General features: G+C 45.0%; 16 protein-coding genes. 9 read left to right on the plus strand and 7 right to left on the minus strand.

The window, feature by feature from the left end:
* Window positions 1–5: 5 nt before the first annotated feature.
* The 4 genes from MUK70_RS06270 to MUK70_RS06285 all read right to left on the minus strand — a co-directional run bounded on the left by MUK70_RS06270 (window position 6) and on the right by MUK70_RS06285 (window position 4,102).
* Window positions 6–2,651 (minus strand): Eco57I restriction-modification methylase domain-containing protein, encoded by a 2,646-nt coding sequence (locus MUK70_RS06270; protein WP_234658124.1) that lies wholly within the window; start codon window positions 2,649–2,651, stop codon window positions 6–8.
* Window positions 2,652–2,783: 132 nt separating this feature from the next.
* A complete protein-coding gene (locus MUK70_RS06275; protein ID WP_234658123.1) occupies window positions 2,784–3,290 on the minus strand; it encodes a HEPN domain-containing protein in 507 nt (168 codons plus the stop codon).
* A gap of 12 nt (window positions 3,291–3,302) precedes the next feature.
* Window positions 3,303–3,770: a hypothetical protein gene (locus tag MUK70_RS06280; RefSeq protein ID WP_234658122.1), complete on the minus strand. Its 468-nt coding sequence runs from the start codon at window positions 3,768–3,770 to the stop codon at window positions 3,303–3,305.
* A gap of 68 nt (window positions 3,771–3,838) precedes the next feature.
* Window positions 3,839–4,102 (minus strand): helix-turn-helix transcriptional regulator, encoded by a 264-nt coding sequence (locus tag MUK70_RS06285; protein WP_234658121.1) that lies wholly within the window; start codon window positions 4,100–4,102, stop codon window positions 3,839–3,841.
* A gap of 99 nt (window positions 4,103–4,201) precedes the next feature.
* On the opposite strand from MUK70_RS06285, the gene MUK70_RS06290 reads away from it, so the two are divergent.
* The gene (locus MUK70_RS06290) at window positions 4,202–4,450 is read left to right on the plus strand and encodes a SymE family type I addiction module toxin (RefSeq protein ID WP_234658119.1); all 249 of its coding nucleotides are present in this window, start codon (window positions 4,202–4,204) and stop codon (window positions 4,448–4,450) included.
* 119 nt (window positions 4,451–4,569) lie between these two features.
* Window positions 4,570–5,178 carry a dihydrofolate reductase family protein gene (locus MUK70_RS06295; protein ID WP_234658117.1) on the plus strand — a complete coding sequence of 203 codons (609 nt, stop codon included), beginning with the start codon at window positions 4,570–4,572 and terminating at the stop codon, window positions 5,176–5,178.
* 9 nt (window positions 5,179–5,187) lie between these two features.
* On the opposite strand, the gene MUK70_RS06300 is transcribed toward MUK70_RS06295, so the two are convergent.
* A complete protein-coding gene (locus MUK70_RS06300; RefSeq protein WP_234658115.1) occupies window positions 5,188–6,264 on the minus strand; it encodes a spore photoproduct lyase family protein in 1,077 nt (358 codons plus the stop codon).
* Between the two features lie 86 nt (window positions 6,265–6,350).
* Window positions 6,351–6,926 carry a helix-turn-helix domain-containing protein gene (locus tag MUK70_RS06305; protein ID WP_234658113.1) on the minus strand — a complete coding sequence of 192 codons (576 nt, stop codon included), beginning with the start codon at window positions 6,924–6,926 and terminating at the stop codon, window positions 6,351–6,353.
* A 148-nt stretch (window positions 6,927–7,074) separates the two neighbouring features.
* On the opposite strand from MUK70_RS06305, the gene MUK70_RS06310 reads away from it, so the two are divergent.
* From MUK70_RS06310 to MUK70_RS06335, 6 genes are all read left to right on the plus strand, one after another.
* Window positions 7,075–9,306, plus strand: coding sequence for a M28 family metallopeptidase (locus MUK70_RS06310; RefSeq protein WP_244784730.1), 2,232 nt, complete (start codon window positions 7,075–7,077; stop codon window positions 9,304–9,306).
* Window positions 9,307–9,514: 208 nt separating this feature from the next.
* Window positions 9,515–10,210: an aspartate/glutamate racemase family protein gene (locus MUK70_RS06315; RefSeq protein WP_234658109.1), complete on the plus strand. Its 696-nt coding sequence runs from the start codon at window positions 9,515–9,517 to the stop codon at window positions 10,208–10,210.
* A gap of 114 nt (window positions 10,211–10,324) precedes the next feature.
* Entirely contained in the window at window positions 10,325–10,750 is a 426-nt protein-coding gene (locus MUK70_RS06320) for a VOC family protein (protein ID WP_234658108.1), read from the plus strand.
* 71 nt (window positions 10,751–10,821) lie between these two features.
* On the plus strand, window positions 10,822–11,370 hold the full coding sequence (locus tag MUK70_RS06325) for a dihydrofolate reductase family protein (protein ID WP_234658107.1): 549 nt from the start codon (window positions 10,822–10,824) through the stop codon (window positions 11,368–11,370).
* A complete protein-coding gene (locus tag MUK70_RS06330; RefSeq protein WP_234658106.1) occupies window positions 11,367–12,122 on the plus strand; it encodes an alpha/beta hydrolase in 756 nt (251 codons plus the stop codon). Before MUK70_RS06325 ends, MUK70_RS06330 begins: the two co-directional genes overlap by 4 nt.
* 84 nt (window positions 12,123–12,206) lie before the next feature.
* The gene (locus MUK70_RS06335) at window positions 12,207–12,665 is read left to right on the plus strand and encodes a glycine zipper family protein (RefSeq protein WP_234658105.1); all 459 of its coding nucleotides are present in this window, start codon (window positions 12,207–12,209) and stop codon (window positions 12,663–12,665) included.
* Between the two features lie 77 nt (window positions 12,666–12,742).
* On the opposite strand, the gene MUK70_RS06340 is transcribed toward MUK70_RS06335, so the two are convergent.
* The gene (locus MUK70_RS06340) at window positions 12,743–14,314 is read right to left on the minus strand and encodes a M81 family metallopeptidase (RefSeq protein WP_234658104.1); all 1,572 of its coding nucleotides are present in this window, start codon (window positions 14,312–14,314) and stop codon (window positions 12,743–12,745) included.
* Window positions 14,315–14,497: 183 nt separating this feature from the next.
* On the opposite strand from MUK70_RS06340, the gene MUK70_RS06345 reads away from it, so the two are divergent.
* The gene (locus tag MUK70_RS06345) at window positions 14,498–16,933 is read left to right on the plus strand and encodes a TonB-dependent receptor (RefSeq protein WP_234658103.1); all 2,436 of its coding nucleotides are present in this window, start codon (window positions 14,498–14,500) and stop codon (window positions 16,931–16,933) included.
* Window positions 16,934–17,005 lie beyond the last annotated feature (72 nt).

The following is a 17,005-nucleotide window of genomic DNA, read 5'->3' on the forward strand; positions in this document are numbered from 1 at the left end:
TACATTTATTGAATGCCTAAGACAGATTGATCTTCTTGATTAAGTCCATATAATTCGGCAACTATTGAATTGATTTTTCTTTCCAATTCTCTACCCTGAAATGTTGAAGTTTGAGAGCGCTCTTTAACCAGGTTGAGCAACTTATTCATTAAGGATGAAGGCACTAGGGACGGATCTGGTATCGGAGTACTTTTTAGCGTGCTGACCTCTAGTCGATTATAACCGTGATTATATTTATGAGAGTGGTTTGAAATGTACCAATAGCATGGAGCGGAATTCAGAATACCAACTAAGTAAAGTAGCAAATCGTCTCCCGAAACATTTTTAGATTTAGGAATCAAAAAAGGTGAATGGGAAACTGCAAATTTTCCTTCCAAATCAATCGCAAATTTTGGCGTTATTGTCAAATGTGGCGTGACAATTTTGCTCCTCATCATTTTTTCAGGTGATCGTGGCCACAGCGGTTTCCACCAAGTCCCTCCTCTTAGAGATTTGTTAGAAGATAATTTCTCTTTGTATTTGTTCAAATAATCCCAAGTCTTCGGAAACAATTGAGACATCTCAGATTCTTCAATTTTTTTATTTCCCAAAAAAGGATAAAATAAATATATGCTAATCTCCTTATCAAAATTGAAGGAGTTAATTTCTTTATCTCTTAAATATGGAACAAATATTGCTTCCTCTCCTGGCGGTATTTCCGCCTTTGCGAATAAAAATACTTCATCATTACCTGTAACAAATCCCTGAGTAATCTCCACGAACTCCTTTAGCTCAGGAAATTTTTTTAGTTTCTGCTGAATCTTTATCTCACTTGAAGGTAATATAAACCATTGCTTTGAATGGAAATGTTCACTGTCAACGTTATATACACTGTAAAAATCAGTTTCCTCTTCCCTTTCATTTATAGCTGATACTAGAGCTTTTCCGACGAAATCTCTACATTTAACCACTGTGGTGTATTGAGATAGAAAATGCTGTTTTGAGTTTTTTTGAATTATCAAAAGTATTACGTAAATCCCAGTATTTTCAAATACTTCAATAGCAGAAAGGTCAACTAAGCATTTAATTGAGCAGTTCTCGGTTATAAATTGCCTTAGTTTAGCGCCACTTGATGAAGCTAGGAAGCTATGCGGTAAAACGAACAATCCGTACCCACCTGGTTTTAAAAGGTCAATGCTAATCTTTAAAAAGGCGATATAGGTGTCGGTTCTACCAACTCCAAGGTCATCCATTAATTTATTTATCCTTTCTTTCATCGCCTCACTCTGCGAGGATATGGGGATAAAGGGCGGATTGGATATAACCACATCGAAGGTGCCATTTAGCTCCTGATTTTCACTAAAATATTCTATGCTTTCTTTTGTCTGAATATTCAAAGTTTTCGGAAATGTATTGACCAACACAAGTTGCAACAATGCAAGCGATAATTCTGTCGCTTTGGTAGCATTCGGATCAACGTCAATACCTAATAGGTCTTCAAAAGCGTTTACAATTTCTTCATCTGTTATCCCTTCCTGTCGAGGATCGCACTTAATTTCTAGAAGTGATCGAAGAAAAATTCCAGATCCAACCGCAGGCTCGGCGATTTTTATGCGCTTAAATTCGGTTGGAGTAAGATGTTGTTTAAGATATTGAGCAAAAAATCTTGCTATGTATTGAGGAGTATATATCGATCCAAATGCCTTGTTTATTTCCTCTTTTGCTAAGTTTTTAAATGAAGGGAATAAGAATAGTTGATAATCGGCTTCGACTTTCAAAAGTGAAACATATCTTTCGTAAATCCTACTCAAAGCATGCATTGAGATGATGGAAAAATCGTAATGATAGAGACTTGCGTGCTTATTATCATAAAAATCTCCAATAAGATATGAAATTGATTGCTTACTTAACGATTTGAGTTTACGCAATTGATCAAAGTCCACTAGGTAGTCAGGGAAGTCATATGATCCTAGTGTGTTTAAAGCTAGCTCAATAATTTCAGATATTCCTACATCTGCATTCGTTTTCAATTCGTTCCAGGCCCAGGAAAGAATCCTGCTAACCGACTCCTCTTTATTATACCTTCGTAAATTATCTTCAACAGCTCGAACAAACATTATCGAATTGAACAAGCTTGATAATGGTTCATTGATATCTTCCTTTTCTAGCTCAGAAGAAATGGAGCGTTTCCAGTATGAAACTGTATTAATTAGCGCATCGTCAAGAGCGGGTATGTTAGGGTTCGGTTTTCTGCCAATTATTTTGTCAAATGCTTCACTTCTAAGTTGGTCATAGTCATCTCGTTTGAAATAAAACTCGTCGATAACGTTTTTAGATGAGTTTAAACGGTTGTAAACATAAGTGATCTTGTCCTTTTCAACATGAATATGCCAGTCAACTAGGTTATTATATGAGATATTTAACAGGAAATTTCTATTCTCATTTGTTAATAGCGAATATGGAGTTTTTAGAAATGTAAGAATTGCGGTGTTTTCTAATCCGTGCTCCACTACTAAATGTATATTAGCAAAATCTACTTCTTTGCCGGGAAACAGATGATAACTGGGCGTCCAACCTAATAAGTTGGCAAATCGACTTAATAAGGTCGGTTTATCTACCATCGTTGGAGAATCAGTTGTTAGTCCATTTATAATGTCATAAAGGCTATACATTGGTCACTTGCGGGTTTTCAGATGTCATTTAAGAATAGCAAGATAGTTTATAATCTGCTATGATCAATTGCAAATCTGGGCCATTCCGATCATGTTTTTTGCAACTGATTGACGATGAGTTGCTGTCAAAGGTTACTTTTTTAGAACTACAAGAGTAAGTAATGTTGAAGATTTGCAGCCCCAATCACCCCCCCCACACATAATCTTTACCAAAGAAATCTTCGCATCATACTGCCCACAATAGAATTCCAGAACCGTATTCAAATGCCGTAGCGCCCGGGCTTGGTGTTTGCAATAAGTAAGTTCGGCTTTGCCGGTGTCGACAACTCGATTATTGGTTACCATTACCAAATATCGTGACCGCCGGGAAAGATTGTAAAGCATTTTGTAAGCTTTATAGGTGTCCTCGCTGATTTTGCAGGGCGAAAGGCGATGTGCGGGATTTATGGCGTCGTCGACGTCGTGGTGCGTTTTGTATTGCATCCCAAAATTGGCCAAATGCGCATTGATGAGATGGAGTGCGGTGTAAAAACATGTGGTAACCTGCCAGTCGAGTGAATCTGTGACGAGCTGATTGATGTTTTCTAGAAATTTTAGATTTCTGGTTGCCTGACGGAGGTGGTCTTCGGTATGTGCCAATAGTGTGTTTTATTATTTGCCGAACAAAAAGTTATAATGGCTTGGGACCGGAAGCATGTCGCATTTCTCAACAATGGTTGTCGCCATATCGAAACCATGTCTGTGGTACTTTGCATTGATCTTTGCTTCTGCCATAATTAACTTTCCTTCAACGTCTTCGGCGTCATCTTCGATTTCAGCCCAGACTAATAGCTCGGAATTATGAAAACTTACTGCAAGTTTTAAAAATGGAGCTTCTTCAAATTTCTTCAACAGATGAATGTAATCCACGAGCATATTTTGAATGTAATATTGCTGCGCGGTTTTCATACCAGAATCCATCATATCCTGAATGTTGCCGTTAATGAGGGTTTCGTAAAGATGCTTCTGTTCTTCACTGGCAACGCCGGTTTCCAATGCAAGCTGGTCGACGCGGATCGATGAAACGAAATCGTCGAACCAAAGGTCAGTTTTGTTTTTTTCTTCTGTTAGGTTGTGCATGTGTAATTGTGTTTTGGCTCTTGGATTAAAAGGCTTTGCGAATATAGGAAAATGCTGTTAGGTTTCTGTCATTCAGCCGTACTAACCAACAGTTCCCTTATATCAACCTTCAACCAAACGGAAATCTCATAAAGCGTCTCGACAGAAGGTTGCACTTCATTTCTACACCAGCGAGAAACGGTTGATTCCGTTTTATTTAAATGTTTGGCTAAATCTTTACTTGAAAGATTTCTTTCAACCAGTAAAACCTTGACTCTGTTTAAACGAATTTTTGGCACGAGAAGCTTATTGTTTGCTTTTTGATGCAAATATCTCCATTTATTTTGTCCCAATCAATTTAGCTTTATAATGCATATAAATGAGCGTTTGATGCTTTTTTATTTTGTTTTAAAGCCTTTTCGTGCTAATATTGCAAAGCAACATTTACAACTATGACACACAAAAAACAACCATTACAGACAAACCAACGCCAACTAAAAATCTACCAAAAATACCAGCGCCGCGAAAACACACCTGACGTTTTCCTGCCCGAAATCCGCCTCTGCGGAAAGTGGCTGCATGACTTAGGCTTTGCATGCGGGGAAGAGGTGACGGTAAAGTATTTTGAGAATAAATTGGAGATCACTCTAAATCCGGCTGCCGAAGTCAAGCCAGCGCTGGTTGGAAGGCGGAAAAGATAACGATGTCCTCCTGTCGCATTCCCCCCTCGCAATCGACGGATTCACACCGCGTTTGTTGCAATGCGTTTGTTGAACTTGCACCTGTCAATTACATCTTCCACATTTAATCTTGAAACGGCATGAGAAGGATCATCATCAATGAACATTTGAGTTTGGACGGGGTTATTCAGGGGCCGGGTGGGCCGGATGAGGACACGACGGGCGGTTTTCAGCTGGGCGGGTGGTCTGCGACTTATGCGGATGACATTACGAGGGAGTCGCTTTTTGCTGCCCTGAATGAGGATTACGATCTGCTTTTGGGGCGTTTTACATTTGATATCTGGGAGCCATATTGGCCGAAGCAGTCGGGGCCGATTGCGGAGAAATTTAATAAAATTAAAAAATATGTTGCCACGCACACGCTTACGGAAGCCAGCTGGGATGGCACTGTGTTGCTCAACGGCGACACCATAGGACAGGTTAAGGAGCTGAAAGCCAGCGACGGACCCAGTTTGCACATGTGGGGCAGCGCTGATCTGATTCAATCATTGTTTCAAAATGGGCTGATCGACCAGATTAATGTGTGGATTTATCCGGTGGTGTTGGGTAAAGGGAAAAAGCTTTTTGCCGGAGGGGCACTTCCGAGCGGCCTCAAATTAACCAAGCACGCGGTCTCTACCACCGGCGTGATCTGCGCGTCATTTGAACTGAATGGCAAAGTGCCCACTGGCAATGCTGCGGAGGACTAAGCGGTTGGCTCAAAATGCGTAACGGATCTGGCAATAAGGCAATTGCTCTTTTACTGCATTCACAAGTTCGCCCACAATCTCGCGCTTAATGTTGTTCTTGTAACGCACGTTTTTCTGGCCGGTCTGGCTGTATTTCACTTGCTGAATATCCGGCTTCCAGAGCACTTCTTCGGCTTTGGGATGCCAGCCCAGGTTCACTTCGTGGAGGCGGTCGTTGTGGGTCAGGAAAATGATTTCGGTGGCGAGCTGCGCTTTCGTTTGCTCGTCCAGAACCTGGTTCATTTCCTCAAATAGTGCATACCAGTCGTCCAGCCAGCCTTCGTAGTAAATCACGGGCGCGAAGCTAACATTCACTTCATAACCTGCCTCACGAAAGTCGTTCATGACGGCGATGCGCTCGCTGATGGGCGTTGTGCGGACGTCGACGAGCTTGGACATTTGATGCGGCATGAGGCTGAAACGGATGCGCGTTTTGCGTTGCGGATCGTAGCTGAGCATTTCGCGGTTTACAAATTTCGTCGCGAATGTGAGCTTCGCATTCGGCAGCTCTTTATAAAGATCAATCATGTTTTTGACATTATCACAAATGGCCGCATCGGCGGAACAATCGCCGTTTTCGCCGATTTCATAAAGCCAATATTCTGGGTCAATATCGTCCGGCTCCGTCTTAATTCCCTGCCGGCCGGCGTGTCCGCGCAGGTATTTCATAATCTGCTCAATGTTCACAAAGATAGAAATCGGATTGGCGTAACCTTTCCGGCGCGGCACATAGCAATAGGAGCACGACATGGCACATCCGTTGGACTGCGATGGCGCAACCCAATGCGAGCTGCGCGTGTTGGCGCGGCAAGTAAGGCCTTTTTTCGTGCCAAGGATCAGCACATTCTTTTTGTTCCAAAGCCAGTCATCCACCGAGCCTTCGAAGCCAAAAAGCTCCGGAATTTTCCAGTGCGATTCTACTTCAATGCGTTCTGCATCAGGATATTTGGCCAGAATCTCCCGACCACGTTCGTATTGCACGACGTCGGGCTCCATGTAGATCTGGTGAATGGTTAAAAGGTCGTCAATCGTTTTTTGATGAAGCATAGCAATGAAGTTTCCCGCCGACAGACAAAAAGCCTGCCAGAAGCGCGCTCGTGTAGAAACCTGTATTCATGCAAAATGCTGCACATCTAAACTCGCGCAAATTCCTGGCGCTCGCCTCTTGCTATTTTTCTGGTGGTAACTATGATGTAAATGGAGTTTGCCACAAAAAACAGTAGCATTACCGGCATCATGAAAAACGGATCAATAAAAGTCTGGTCGAAAAATAATGGGAAGATAATTAGTGCTGCACTACCATATGTGAAGACAGACCAGATGATCTGCGTATTTATAATACGTTTGCCAAGTTCAGCGACGCCGTTAATTCTGTTTCTCTTCAAAATCCAAAAAGCTAGTGGAACCAGGATATTCCCAAAAGGAACAAACCACATTGTCAGTGCCGAAAGGTTCATTAATTTTAAAAAGCCGGGATCTTCGTCCATGACAACCGGCGACTCGTCAACGGAAACTGAAAGTTCCTGTAGAGACACATCCAGTGCCCGCGCAAGCAAGCGCAAAGTCTCCCCACGGGGAATAGCGCTTCCGGTTTCAATGCGCTGCAAGGTGCGGAGGTTAATGCCCGCAATTTCCGCCAATGCTTCCTGTGAAAGGCCTTTGCTTTTCCGTAACGAACGGATTTGTTCAGATATCGCTAGTTTGCTCATAGTGAAGTTGTTTTGAAGCAAAGTTAATGGTTCAATGTAATGCTTTGTTGCGGTTTTATTGCGGCGTTTTGGCGGCAAATTGAACAAATCGCTATATTAGGCTATCTCATTAAGCAACAACCATTCACTCCACCCGATGCAACACATTTTGAAAAAAGCCTTCATCCACATTTTCCTGCTAACCCTGGCATTAGCGAGCAATCTGCAAGCCCAGCAACTCTTGGGCTTCGGGGCTGATGCGGCCAAAAAAGAAATAGATCTCGAAGCAGCATTTGACAAACAGCTTCAAGCGAATAATATGAAAGAATGGATGAAGCTGATGACCGCCTATCCGCATCAGGTGGGCTCGGCTTATGGGTTGAAAAATGCACTTTTTTTGAAAGACAAACTGACTTCCTGGGGTTTTGATACAAAAATCGATACAGTCCAGGTCCTGTTCCCGACACCAAAAGTGAGGGTTGTAGAGCTGACCGAACCCACGAAATTTAAGGCTTCCTTAATGGAAAAACCGTTCAAAGAAGATGCGACTTCGGCGCAGACGAAGGATGTGTTGCCGCCCTATCATGCTTATTCGGCCAATGGCGATGTTACGGCCGAACTGGTGTTTGTGAATTATGGCATTCCCGATGATTATGAGGAGCTTGGGAGGATGGGGATTGATGTAAAAGGCAAAATCGTGATTGCCAAATATGGCAATTCCTGGCGGGGGATTAAGCCCAAAGTCGCTTACGAGCATGGCGCAATTGGTTGCATCATTTACTCTGATCCGAAGGAAGACGGTTATTTTCAGGGAGATGTGTATCCCAAAGGCCCATACAAAAATGAAACCGGCGCACAACGCGGCTCAGTGGTGGATCTCCCTCAGGCGCCCGGCGATCCTTTGACCAACGGGTTTTACGCCAGTGCTGAAAACAAACGGCTGACTGTTGAGAAAGCGCCTGCCATGATGAAAATCCCGGTTTTACCAATTTCCTATGCGGATGCATTACCATTGTTAAAAGCATTAGGCGGACAAGTTGCGCCTGCCGCATGGCGCGGCGCATTGCCGATCACTTACCACATTGGACCCGGCCCGGCGAAGGTACATTTGAAGCTGGAATTCAATTTCGACATTGTCCCTTGCTACAATGTGATCGCAATATTGAAAGGAAGCGAATTCCCGGATCAATGGATCATCCGCGGGAACCACCACGACGCGTGGGTTTTCGGGGCGGCGGATCCAGTGAGCGGGGCTGTGGCAGAGTTGGAAGAAGCGCGGGCTTTGGGTGAACTGGTCAAAACAGGCTGGAAACCAAAGAGATCCATCGTTTATTGCTGGTGGGATGGCGAGGAGCCGGGCTTGCTGGGTTCAACGGAATGGGTTGAAAAATACAAGACTTTGCTCAATGAAAAAGCGGTTGTTTATATCAATTCCGATGGAAATGGCCGTGGTTATCTGGGCATGGGCGGCTCGCATACATTGGAAAAATTCATCAATCAGGTTGGTCGCGATGTGGTTGATCCCGAAAAAGGCACCAGTGTCCTCGATCGCCTGCGTTCACGTACCATTGTAAGTGGCAACCCCGTTGCTAAACAGGAAGCCCGCAGCCGTTCTGATCTTCGCATCAGTGCATTGGGTTCCGGTTCAGACTATACGCCATTTATCCAACATTTGGGCATTGCCTCGCTGAATCTGGGTTATGGCGGGGAAGACAGTGGCGGCGATTACCATTCTATTTTTGATTCGTATGATGATTATATCCGTTTCAAAGACGGCGATTTTGCTTACGGCGTGGCTTTGGCCAAAACGGCTGGTCGCTCCGTGCTGCGTTTTGCGAATGCTGAAATTTTGCCATTTGAGTTTGGTAACTTTTCTAACACCGTTCAGATGTATGCAACAGACGTAAAAAAGCAACTTGAAACCGCCCGCGCAGCAGCCGAAGAACATAATAAGTTACTGTCCGAAGGCCGTTTCGAAGCAGTAGCCGACCCAAAAGAACCTAAACAGAATATCACAGCCAAACCAGTCGCGCCTTACCTCAATTTTGCGCCGCTGGACAATGCGCTGACCCGGTTGCAGGAAAGCGCCAATGCGTTCGCCGCCGCCACAGCTAAAAATGAAAAGCTGAGCGCCGAAAAGCTCGATCAGTTAAACCAGATCCTTTATAAAACGGAACGTTATCTCATCAATCAGGAGGGCTTACCAAAGCGTCCCTGGTACAAACACCAGATCTACGCCCCGGGATTTTATACGGGTTACGGCGTTAAAACATTGCCCATGATCCGGGAAGCGATCGAGCAAAATAACTGGGCAGAAGCCGAGCAGGGAATAGCGAAGATTTCCGAGGTTTTGAAAAATTTTGCAGGGGAGATTGATAAGGCGGCTGGGGTTGTGAAGTAGGTTAACAGGGGAAAGCCGATATGCGAACGCAGGGTTTCAACCGGGCGTGATGCAGGAAAGTGTGCGTGTTTGAAGGTAGGCAGCTCGGTTGCGAGATCAACGGGTTGAAATCCCTTGTTAAAATGTCGGTCGAGCCTCGGGCTCTGTAGATTTTGAAATGCACCATGGTTTTTTGAAAGAGAAGCAGGCAACTAAAAACGCTAGTTATATGAAAAAAATCGGCCTTATAGGTGGCATGAGTTGGGTTTCGACCATTGATTACTATCGGTTCATTAATGAGGGAATTAATCACAGATTAGGCGGATTGCACTTTGCCGAATGCATCATTTATTCTGTTAATTTCAATGATTTCGTTGGGAACAATGTCGCCGGGAATTGGGACGGAACTTACAAAATTATTGCAGCGGCTTGTGAAAAACTAAAAAGCGCGGGTGCGGAATGCATTGTTTTGTGCGCCAATACAGCGCATGCAGTCGCCGATCGTTTGGAAGAAAACTTGGACTTGCCTCTGATTCATGTCATTACAGAAACTGCGAACGAGATTAAAAAGCTTGGAATGTCGAGGGTTGGGCTGCTGGGGACAAAATTTACAATGGAAATGGATTTTTATGTTGATAAAATGGCGGCTCATGGCGTGGAAGCTATTATTCCGGCCAGTCAGGAGGCTCGGGAATTTATTCAGCAAACATTGAAAGATGAATTAGGCAAAGGCATAATCAAGGAAGAAACTAAACGCCGATATATCGCTATAATAGATAAATTGATAAACAACGGCGCGGAAGGGATCATCCTCGGATGCACCGAAATACCATTGCTTCTCAGCCAGAACGATGTTTCAGTTCCGGTTTTTGATACAACAAAAATCCATGCGCAGGCTGCTGTGGATTTCGCATTGGCGCGATAATTCATTTCGTCATAATCACCCCTGCAAAAAGTCGTTTTCGCACCCCCTGTGTGTGGTTAGAACTGTCTAAACTTGCATTGTCAAATTTAGTAACACATTCTAAACCAACCAAAAATGAATAATCCGATCTTCCCTTGCCTATGGTTTGATAACAACGCCAAGGCAGCCGCCGAGTTTTACTGTTCCGTTTTTAAAAATTCCAGGATCATTGACGACACCCCTTTGGCAGTGACATTCGAGATAAATGGAAGTAAAATGATGGGTTTGAACGGCGGCCCGCAGTTTAAACCGACCGAGGCAGTTTCGCTAGTGATCGATTGCAATACGCAGGAAGAAATTGATTATTACTGGGATACGCTGACGGCCGACGGCGGGGCTGAAAGTATGTGCGGGTGGATCAGGGACAAATTCGGCTTCTCGTGGCAAATCGTTCCGTCCGTGATCGTTGACCTTTTGAAGGCTCCCGAACGTTCCGATCGGGTAATGGCCGCTGTGATGAAAATGAAAAAGCTGGACCTCAAAACGCTTATAGAGGCTTGATACAATGATTTTCCGATTGCAAACAATGGTAAGATTTGTAATTTTGGAATTCACATTAGCCAAGAAATAAAATGAGGGAAGTAGTGCTTGACCTTGCCGTCACATTAGATGGCTTTATTGAAGGTCCGAATGGTGAAATTGACTGGTGTATCATGGATGAAGATGTGCAGGATACTAGTTTTACCGACTTTCTGGACAGCATTGACACCATTCTTTACGGACGCATCAGCTATGACATGTGGGGACAATATCAGCCCGCGGCAGACGCCGGTCCGGCAGATAAAAAGCTTTGGGAAACGGTTCATTCCAAAGCAAAATATGTATTTTCAAAAACTGCGACGCCGGATGGCAAAGCCACTTACATTCAGTCGGACATTGCCGGGGAAATTGAAAGGTTAAAGGCAGCGCCTGGTAAAAACTTATGGCTTTACGGAGGGGCAAATCTGATCACAACATTTATTAACCTGGGCCTTGTCGATATTTTCCGGCTGGCAGTGCATCCCGTTATTCTCGGGGATGGCAAGCCGCTGTTTTCCAACATTCAGGATCGCGTGGCTTTGAAATTGGAAGATGTGAAGACGGCTAAGTCAGGTGTTGCGTTAATGACTTATACCCGATGAAAAAGTGCCTAATTTTCCTGTTCATTTTGAGATTCTGTATTTTTTCAAAGTCCCTGGCGCAACAGGGCGGCAATTCGTCCAAGCCAGACACATTTGCGCTTTTTGATAAGGCAAGAAATCGAAAGATCCCGGTGGCTGTTTACACGGATAAGTCGAATGCAAAGGCAAATAAGCGATTGGCTATTGTGAGCCACGGATATGGGCAGAATACAGGCGGAGCCTTACTTGCTTATTCTGCCATATCCAATATGCTGGCTTCCAACGGGTTTGTTGTGGTGAGCATTCAGCATGAGCTGCCTTCGGACAGTTTATTGCCGACAGCCGGGATTCCTCAGGTTGTAAGAATGCCATTTTGGGATAGGGGAGCAGATAATATACTTTTTGTGATTAAGGAGTTCAAAAAGTCGCATCCTGAGCTGGATTACGAGCACATTACATTGATCGGCCACTCGAATGGCGGTGATATGAGTGCTTTATTCCCGCAAAAATATCCCGGAATTGTAGACAAGGTCATCACTTTGGACAATCGGAGGATGGCGCTTCCCCGCACCAGGCATCCCAAAATATACACGCTTCGGTCCAGTGACCAGCCTGCGGACGAAGGCGTTTTACCCAATATAGAGGAACAGAAAAAGTTCGAAATAACGGTTATAAAGCTCCAAAACACCATTCATAACGACATGAATGACATGGGAACACCTGCGCAGCAGAAGGAGATCAACGACTACATCCTGACGTTTATCAAGCAATAGGTTAATTCGGTTTGGCTGCATCGCCCGATTTAGCCTGGCACGATTTTAGGACTAATCCATGATGTTAACCAACCTAACATCAAAATGAACAAGTTACCCATTTCAATAGTCAGTGCAGCAATCTTCATGGCATCGTGTAACAGCAGTGCCAATAAAGAGGCTGCATTATTGAAAGAAAAACAGGTTGCAATCGATTCTATGAAGCATGTGATGGAGAAGAAAGCGATTGTAGACTCGATGAACACGGTAATGGCCAATCGCGAAGCTGAAAAGAAAGCTGAGGAAACAAAAGTTGCGGAGGAAAGAAGCGAACAGGCTGTTGCCAGCAGTACAACTGCACCCGCGGCGCGTAAAAAAGGATGGAACCACACTGCAAAAGGAGCAGTCGTTGGTGCCGGAACAGGCGCAATAACAGGGGCAATCGTTAATAAAAAACGGGGCGAAGGCGCGTTGATCGGAAGCTTGATCGGCGCTGGCGTAGGAGCCGGAACCGGTGCGATCGTTGACAATTCTCAAAAAAAGAAAAGAAGAAACAATAACTAAGGGACACACACATTCAAAGAGGAAACACACACCAACAGGCAGCGATCTCACAAACTTGTGAGATCGCTTTTTTATGATTATTTGGTGTCCGACGAGGGCACGAGTTGTGCTTTCAAATCGGGCTCTTTCATATCCTTGTCCAGTGGGAACATGGGTCTTTTAATGCGTTTGTAGCCCAGCGTTTCCAGGTTTTGATCCACGCCGCCAGGCGTTAATGCCAGGATCCAGTCGGCACGCATATTGTAAAGTTCAGGTTCCAGATAACCGATTTTCACAACCACAATGTCGGCTTTTCTTGGGTTGAGGCCCAATCTTGTAAAATCTGCTTCTTTGTGATAAGGTTTGCGTTTCGCGGTAACGATAATGTGTACACTGCCCACTTTTACGACCACTTCGGTTTCTGCATTGCGGTCGCCATGCTCGATGGCTTCCACAGTGCCCACAAGATGGAGCGGCGGTGCTAGGCGAAAATCTACTTTTGCACCTGCATAACCATCCACTTTATTGCCTACACCGGCTGCAATGGCCGCTTTTACAAGGTCAGGGCCGGGGATGGAAGCGTAGATCAATGCTGGTCCATTATCATTTTTAAACTCAGGCCGGGCCAGAATCTCCTGCAATGTCCAGGTTACATCACCTGCGCCGCCTGCCGTAGGGTTGTCACCCGAGTCGCTGATAAAAAATGGGTGTTTCTGGCTTTTTACGGCTTTGTCCAATGCTTCTTTCAATGTGCCGGTCGGCGCAACAAACTCAAAATCAGACCTTACTTTCCAAAAGCTCGCAGCCAGTTGCTCCGCCGTTTTTGAAACAACATCCTTATCATCACCGGTTACCATTACAACTGCATGATTTCGGGGCTCATCAGCCCAGGCGTAACCAATCCATATCGCCGCATCAATCACGCCCGGTTGCGCCGCAGCAGGTGCAACTTTGGAATATAAGGTCTTTCCGGGTTCAATTCTGGTGCTCGTTTTTTCGCCCGGAAGCAGGATAGGGACGGGAATCCAGGCCTTGTACGCAGGTTTTCCTTTACCGCTTTCCAGTCTGGCCAACAGATTGTCAACGGCCCGTTTCTTCGACTGCATCGCATCTTCGTGTGGTGCCATCCGGTAGCAGGTGATCAAATCAGTGTTTTGGGCGAGTCGCCAGGAAACATTGCCATGCAAGTCCATGGAAGTGGAAATAATGGTTTTGGTGCCAATCACTTCCCTGATCCTGACGATAAAATCGCCTTCCGGGTCATCCAGTCCCACAACGCTCATTGCGCCGTGAATGTCGAAGAAAAGGCCATCGTAAGGGCCGTTTTTTTTCAGTAAAGCCAATGTTTGCTTTACAAGCGATTCGTAAGCTTCGCGTGTGACAGCACCGCCCGGAAGCGATTTCCCCATCAAAGCCGGAATCCAGTTTGCACGGCCGCGATCCAGCGAATCTTTTGCTAAGAAAGGGTAAGAAGTAAAAATATCATTGCCATACTTGGCCTTAAACGCTTCCTCGGTGGTGAGTGCAGGCGAAAATGTGCTGGACTCGATCCCTAACCCCGCGATTGCAATGCGCGGAAGCGCTTTTTCAGGATTTCCACGCATTGCAGTTGCGTTCATCTGATTAATGGTGAGACAAAAACTTAAAATCAAAAGAAAAGAATGTTTCATATGCGATATGTTACAAAATGTAAGGTTAGGAATGCTTTGCATTGAAAAATAGTCAAAAAAAGGGAGAAATTATGGTTGCTGCGGGCACATCACTGGGTTATACATTTTGTCTTCATTATTGTTATTTGGTTTTAATATAAATAAGGATTTTATTTGCCTGAAATCTGCATTAACACCGAACAAATGAATCTTAATTCTACATTATTCAGCGCTTGCCTTATCCTGATGGCCGCTTTGCAACCCATATTAGCGCAACAATCCACCAACTCCACGGTAAGAGGAAAGGTGATGACATCCGACAACCAGCCGGCATTTGGTGTCAGCATCAGCATTCGCAACACCGGCCAAGGCGCTGTGACCAATGTGGATGGCGCGTATCAGATAAAAAACGTCAGAAACGGGAATTACACGGTGATTGCTTCGGCAGTGGGTTTGAAACCGAGCGAGCACGATTTAATCGTCAGTGCGGCAGATATTTACAATGTTGACTTTGTATTGGCAATTAGCGCGGAGCAGTTACACGAAGTGGTTGTTTCAGGTAAAAATTTGAATAAAGAGGACCGCATTGTTGCCAAAATCCCCTTGAAAAACCTCGAAAATCCTCAGGTTTACAGCACGGTTTCTTCCGAAATCATGAAACAGCAAGGCATTACAAACTACGACGACGCATTCCGTAATGTGCCGGGCATAAGCAGGACCTGGGAATCGACAGGCAGGGCAGGAGACGGCGCATCGTACTTTGCATTACGCGGATTCGATGCCCAACCTTCCTTGTATAACGGACTGCCTGGCGTCACCAGCGGTAATCTGGACCCCGCCAATATAGCTGAAATTCAGGTAATTAAAGGACCGTCCGGAACACTTTTTGGCGGTGCGGCATATAGTTACGGCGGAATGATCAACACGATTACAAAAAAGCCGTACGCAGAATTCGGCGGCGAGCTGGCGTATAACTTCGGCAGTTTCGGCCTCAACCGCGTTATGGCAGACATCAACACACCATTAAGCAAAACGGAAAAAATATCGCTGCGTACAAATTTGGCCTATCATTCGGAGAACAGCTTTCAGGATGCGGGGTTCAAAAAGTCGTTCTTTATAGCGCCTTCGCTTTCTTATGAGGTCAATGATAAGCTTTCATTTTTGTTCAACACCGAAATTCTGGAAGAGGAAAGGGCCGTTCCACCTGTATTTTTCCACTCCGACCGCCTGAGCCCACTGGATTTCAAAACGGTGGAAGCATTGAACCTGGACAGAGCCCTTTCTTTTACGAGCAATGACCTGACCATCAAAAACCCGCGTTACAACATTCAGGGGCAAATGCTGTATAAGATTTCCGGCCAATGGACGTCGCAGACGGTTTTTTCCAGAGGCGCCGTGCGTTCCAACGGCATTTACACTTATATATGGGATGACGTTGCCGGTGACAACGAATTCAGCCAATATTTTCACAAAGAGCAGCAAACGACGAACACGACCGATATTCAGCAGAATTTCAATGGTGATTTCAAGATCGGTAACATGCGGAACCGCGTGCTGATCGGTTTGGATTATTTTCACCGCAATGTGATTGAAAATGGTTCCGGTTGGGCCCGGGGACGGAATGTGACGCCGCAGGGCGATGTAAATTATGTGGACCCGTTCTCCGGCGATTCGCTTGCACCAGTGTATCTTACCCAGGCGTCCATCGATAACCTGCTGGCCAGTTCAGGGGTTAGCAACAGCAACATTAGCAACAGTTCGTACAGTGCATACGTTTCCGATGTGATCAACATTACGCCCGGTTTGATGGCTATGGCCAGCTTGCGCGTGGATTATTTTGATTCCAAAGGAGAAAAAAGCACGGACGAGGACGACTTCGATCAGTGGGCGCTCTCACCGAAACTAGGCTTGCTATATCAGCCCATTCGCGACAAAGTTTCGCTTTTTGTAAACTATATGAATGGTTTCGTCAATGTGGAGCCCAGGCAGATATCCGATGCGGACGGCAGCAATGTGCGGATCAAATCGTTCAAGCCGGAGCATGCAAACCAGCTTGAATACGGGATCAAAACCAATTTGTTTTCTGACAAACTGGCTGCCACGATTTCAGCTTATGACATTAAAGTGGGCAATCGCGTAACGGTTGATCCCAGCAACCGCTTTGATTATCAGCAAGGTGGAAAAGTCGGTAGCAGAGGTTTTGAGATAGATCTGGCGGCTTATCCGACAAAAGGACTGAGTCTGATCGCGGGTTACAGTCACAATGAAACCAAAACCGTTGTTGGGGATAAAGAGGATTTTTATTCAGAGCCAGGCAGAAGCCCGGGCGGCCAGGGACCACAGGACCTTGCTAATTTCTGGGCAAATTACAAATTCACCCAAGGCAAGCTGAAAGACTACGGGATAGGATTTGGAGGCAATTACGCCAGCGAATACAAAGTGATCGACAACACGAAAACGGGGGATTTTTATCTTCCGTCCTACACATTACTGAATGGAAGCCTGTTCTACAACGCAGATAAATTCCGGATCAGTTTAAATGTTAACAACCTTACAAATAAGGAATATTACATCGGCTACTGGTCGGTGAATCCACAGAAACCGAGAAATTTCGTTGCCAGCTTTGCATACAAGTTGTAGGTGAGGAGTTTAAAAGGTAGAGTAATTTTTGCCTCCTGGTGGTCTTTAATTCAAATAAGAACCACCTGAAAC

The organism is Dyadobacter chenwenxiniae (assembly GCF_022869785.1).
Lineage (GTDB): Bacteria > Bacteroidota > Bacteroidia > Cytophagales > Spirosomataceae > Dyadobacter > Dyadobacter chenwenxiniae.

Bases quoted from the DNA above. Each gene is read 5' to 3' on its own strand.
- MUK70_RS06270 (WP_234658124.1), bottom strand. From the start codon at position 2,651: ATGTATAGCCTTTATGACATTATAAATGGACTAACAACTGATTCTCCA.
- MUK70_RS06280 (WP_234658122.1), bottom strand. From the start codon at position 3,770: ATGCACAACCTAACAGAAGAAAAAAACAAAACTGACCTTTGGTTCGAC.
- MUK70_RS06290 (WP_234658119.1), top strand. From the start codon at position 4,202: ATGACACACAAAAAACAACCATTACAGACAAACCAACGCCAACTAAAA.
- MUK70_RS06295 (WP_234658117.1), top strand. From the start codon at position 4,570: ATGAGAAGGATCATCATCAATGAACATTTGAGTTTGGACGGGGTTATT.
- MUK70_RS06300 (WP_234658115.1), bottom strand. From the start codon at position 6,264: ATGCTTCATCAAAAAACGATTGACGACCTTTTAACCATTCACCAGATC.
- MUK70_RS06305 (WP_234658113.1), bottom strand. From the start codon at position 6,926: ATGAGCAAACTAGCGATATCTGAACAAATCCGTTCGTTACGGAAAAGC.
- MUK70_RS06315 (WP_234658109.1), top strand. From the start codon at position 9,515: ATGAAAAAAATCGGCCTTATAGGTGGCATGAGTTGGGTTTCGACCATT.
- MUK70_RS06320 (WP_234658108.1), top strand. From the start codon at position 10,325: ATGAATAATCCGATCTTCCCTTGCCTATGGTTTGATAACAACGCCAAG.
- MUK70_RS06325 (WP_234658107.1), top strand. From the start codon at position 10,822: ATGAGGGAAGTAGTGCTTGACCTTGCCGTCACATTAGATGGCTTTATT.
- MUK70_RS06330 (WP_234658106.1), top strand. From the start codon at position 11,367: ATGAAAAAGTGCCTAATTTTCCTGTTCATTTTGAGATTCTGTATTTTT.
- MUK70_RS06335 (WP_234658105.1), top strand. From the start codon at position 12,207: ATGAACAAGTTACCCATTTCAATAGTCAGTGCAGCAATCTTCATGGCA.
- MUK70_RS06340 (WP_234658104.1), bottom strand. From the start codon at position 14,314: ATGAAACATTCTTTTCTTTTGATTTTAAGTTTTTGTCTCACCATTAAT.
- MUK70_RS06345 (WP_234658103.1), top strand. From the start codon at position 14,498: ATGAATCTTAATTCTACATTATTCAGCGCTTGCCTTATCCTGATGGCC.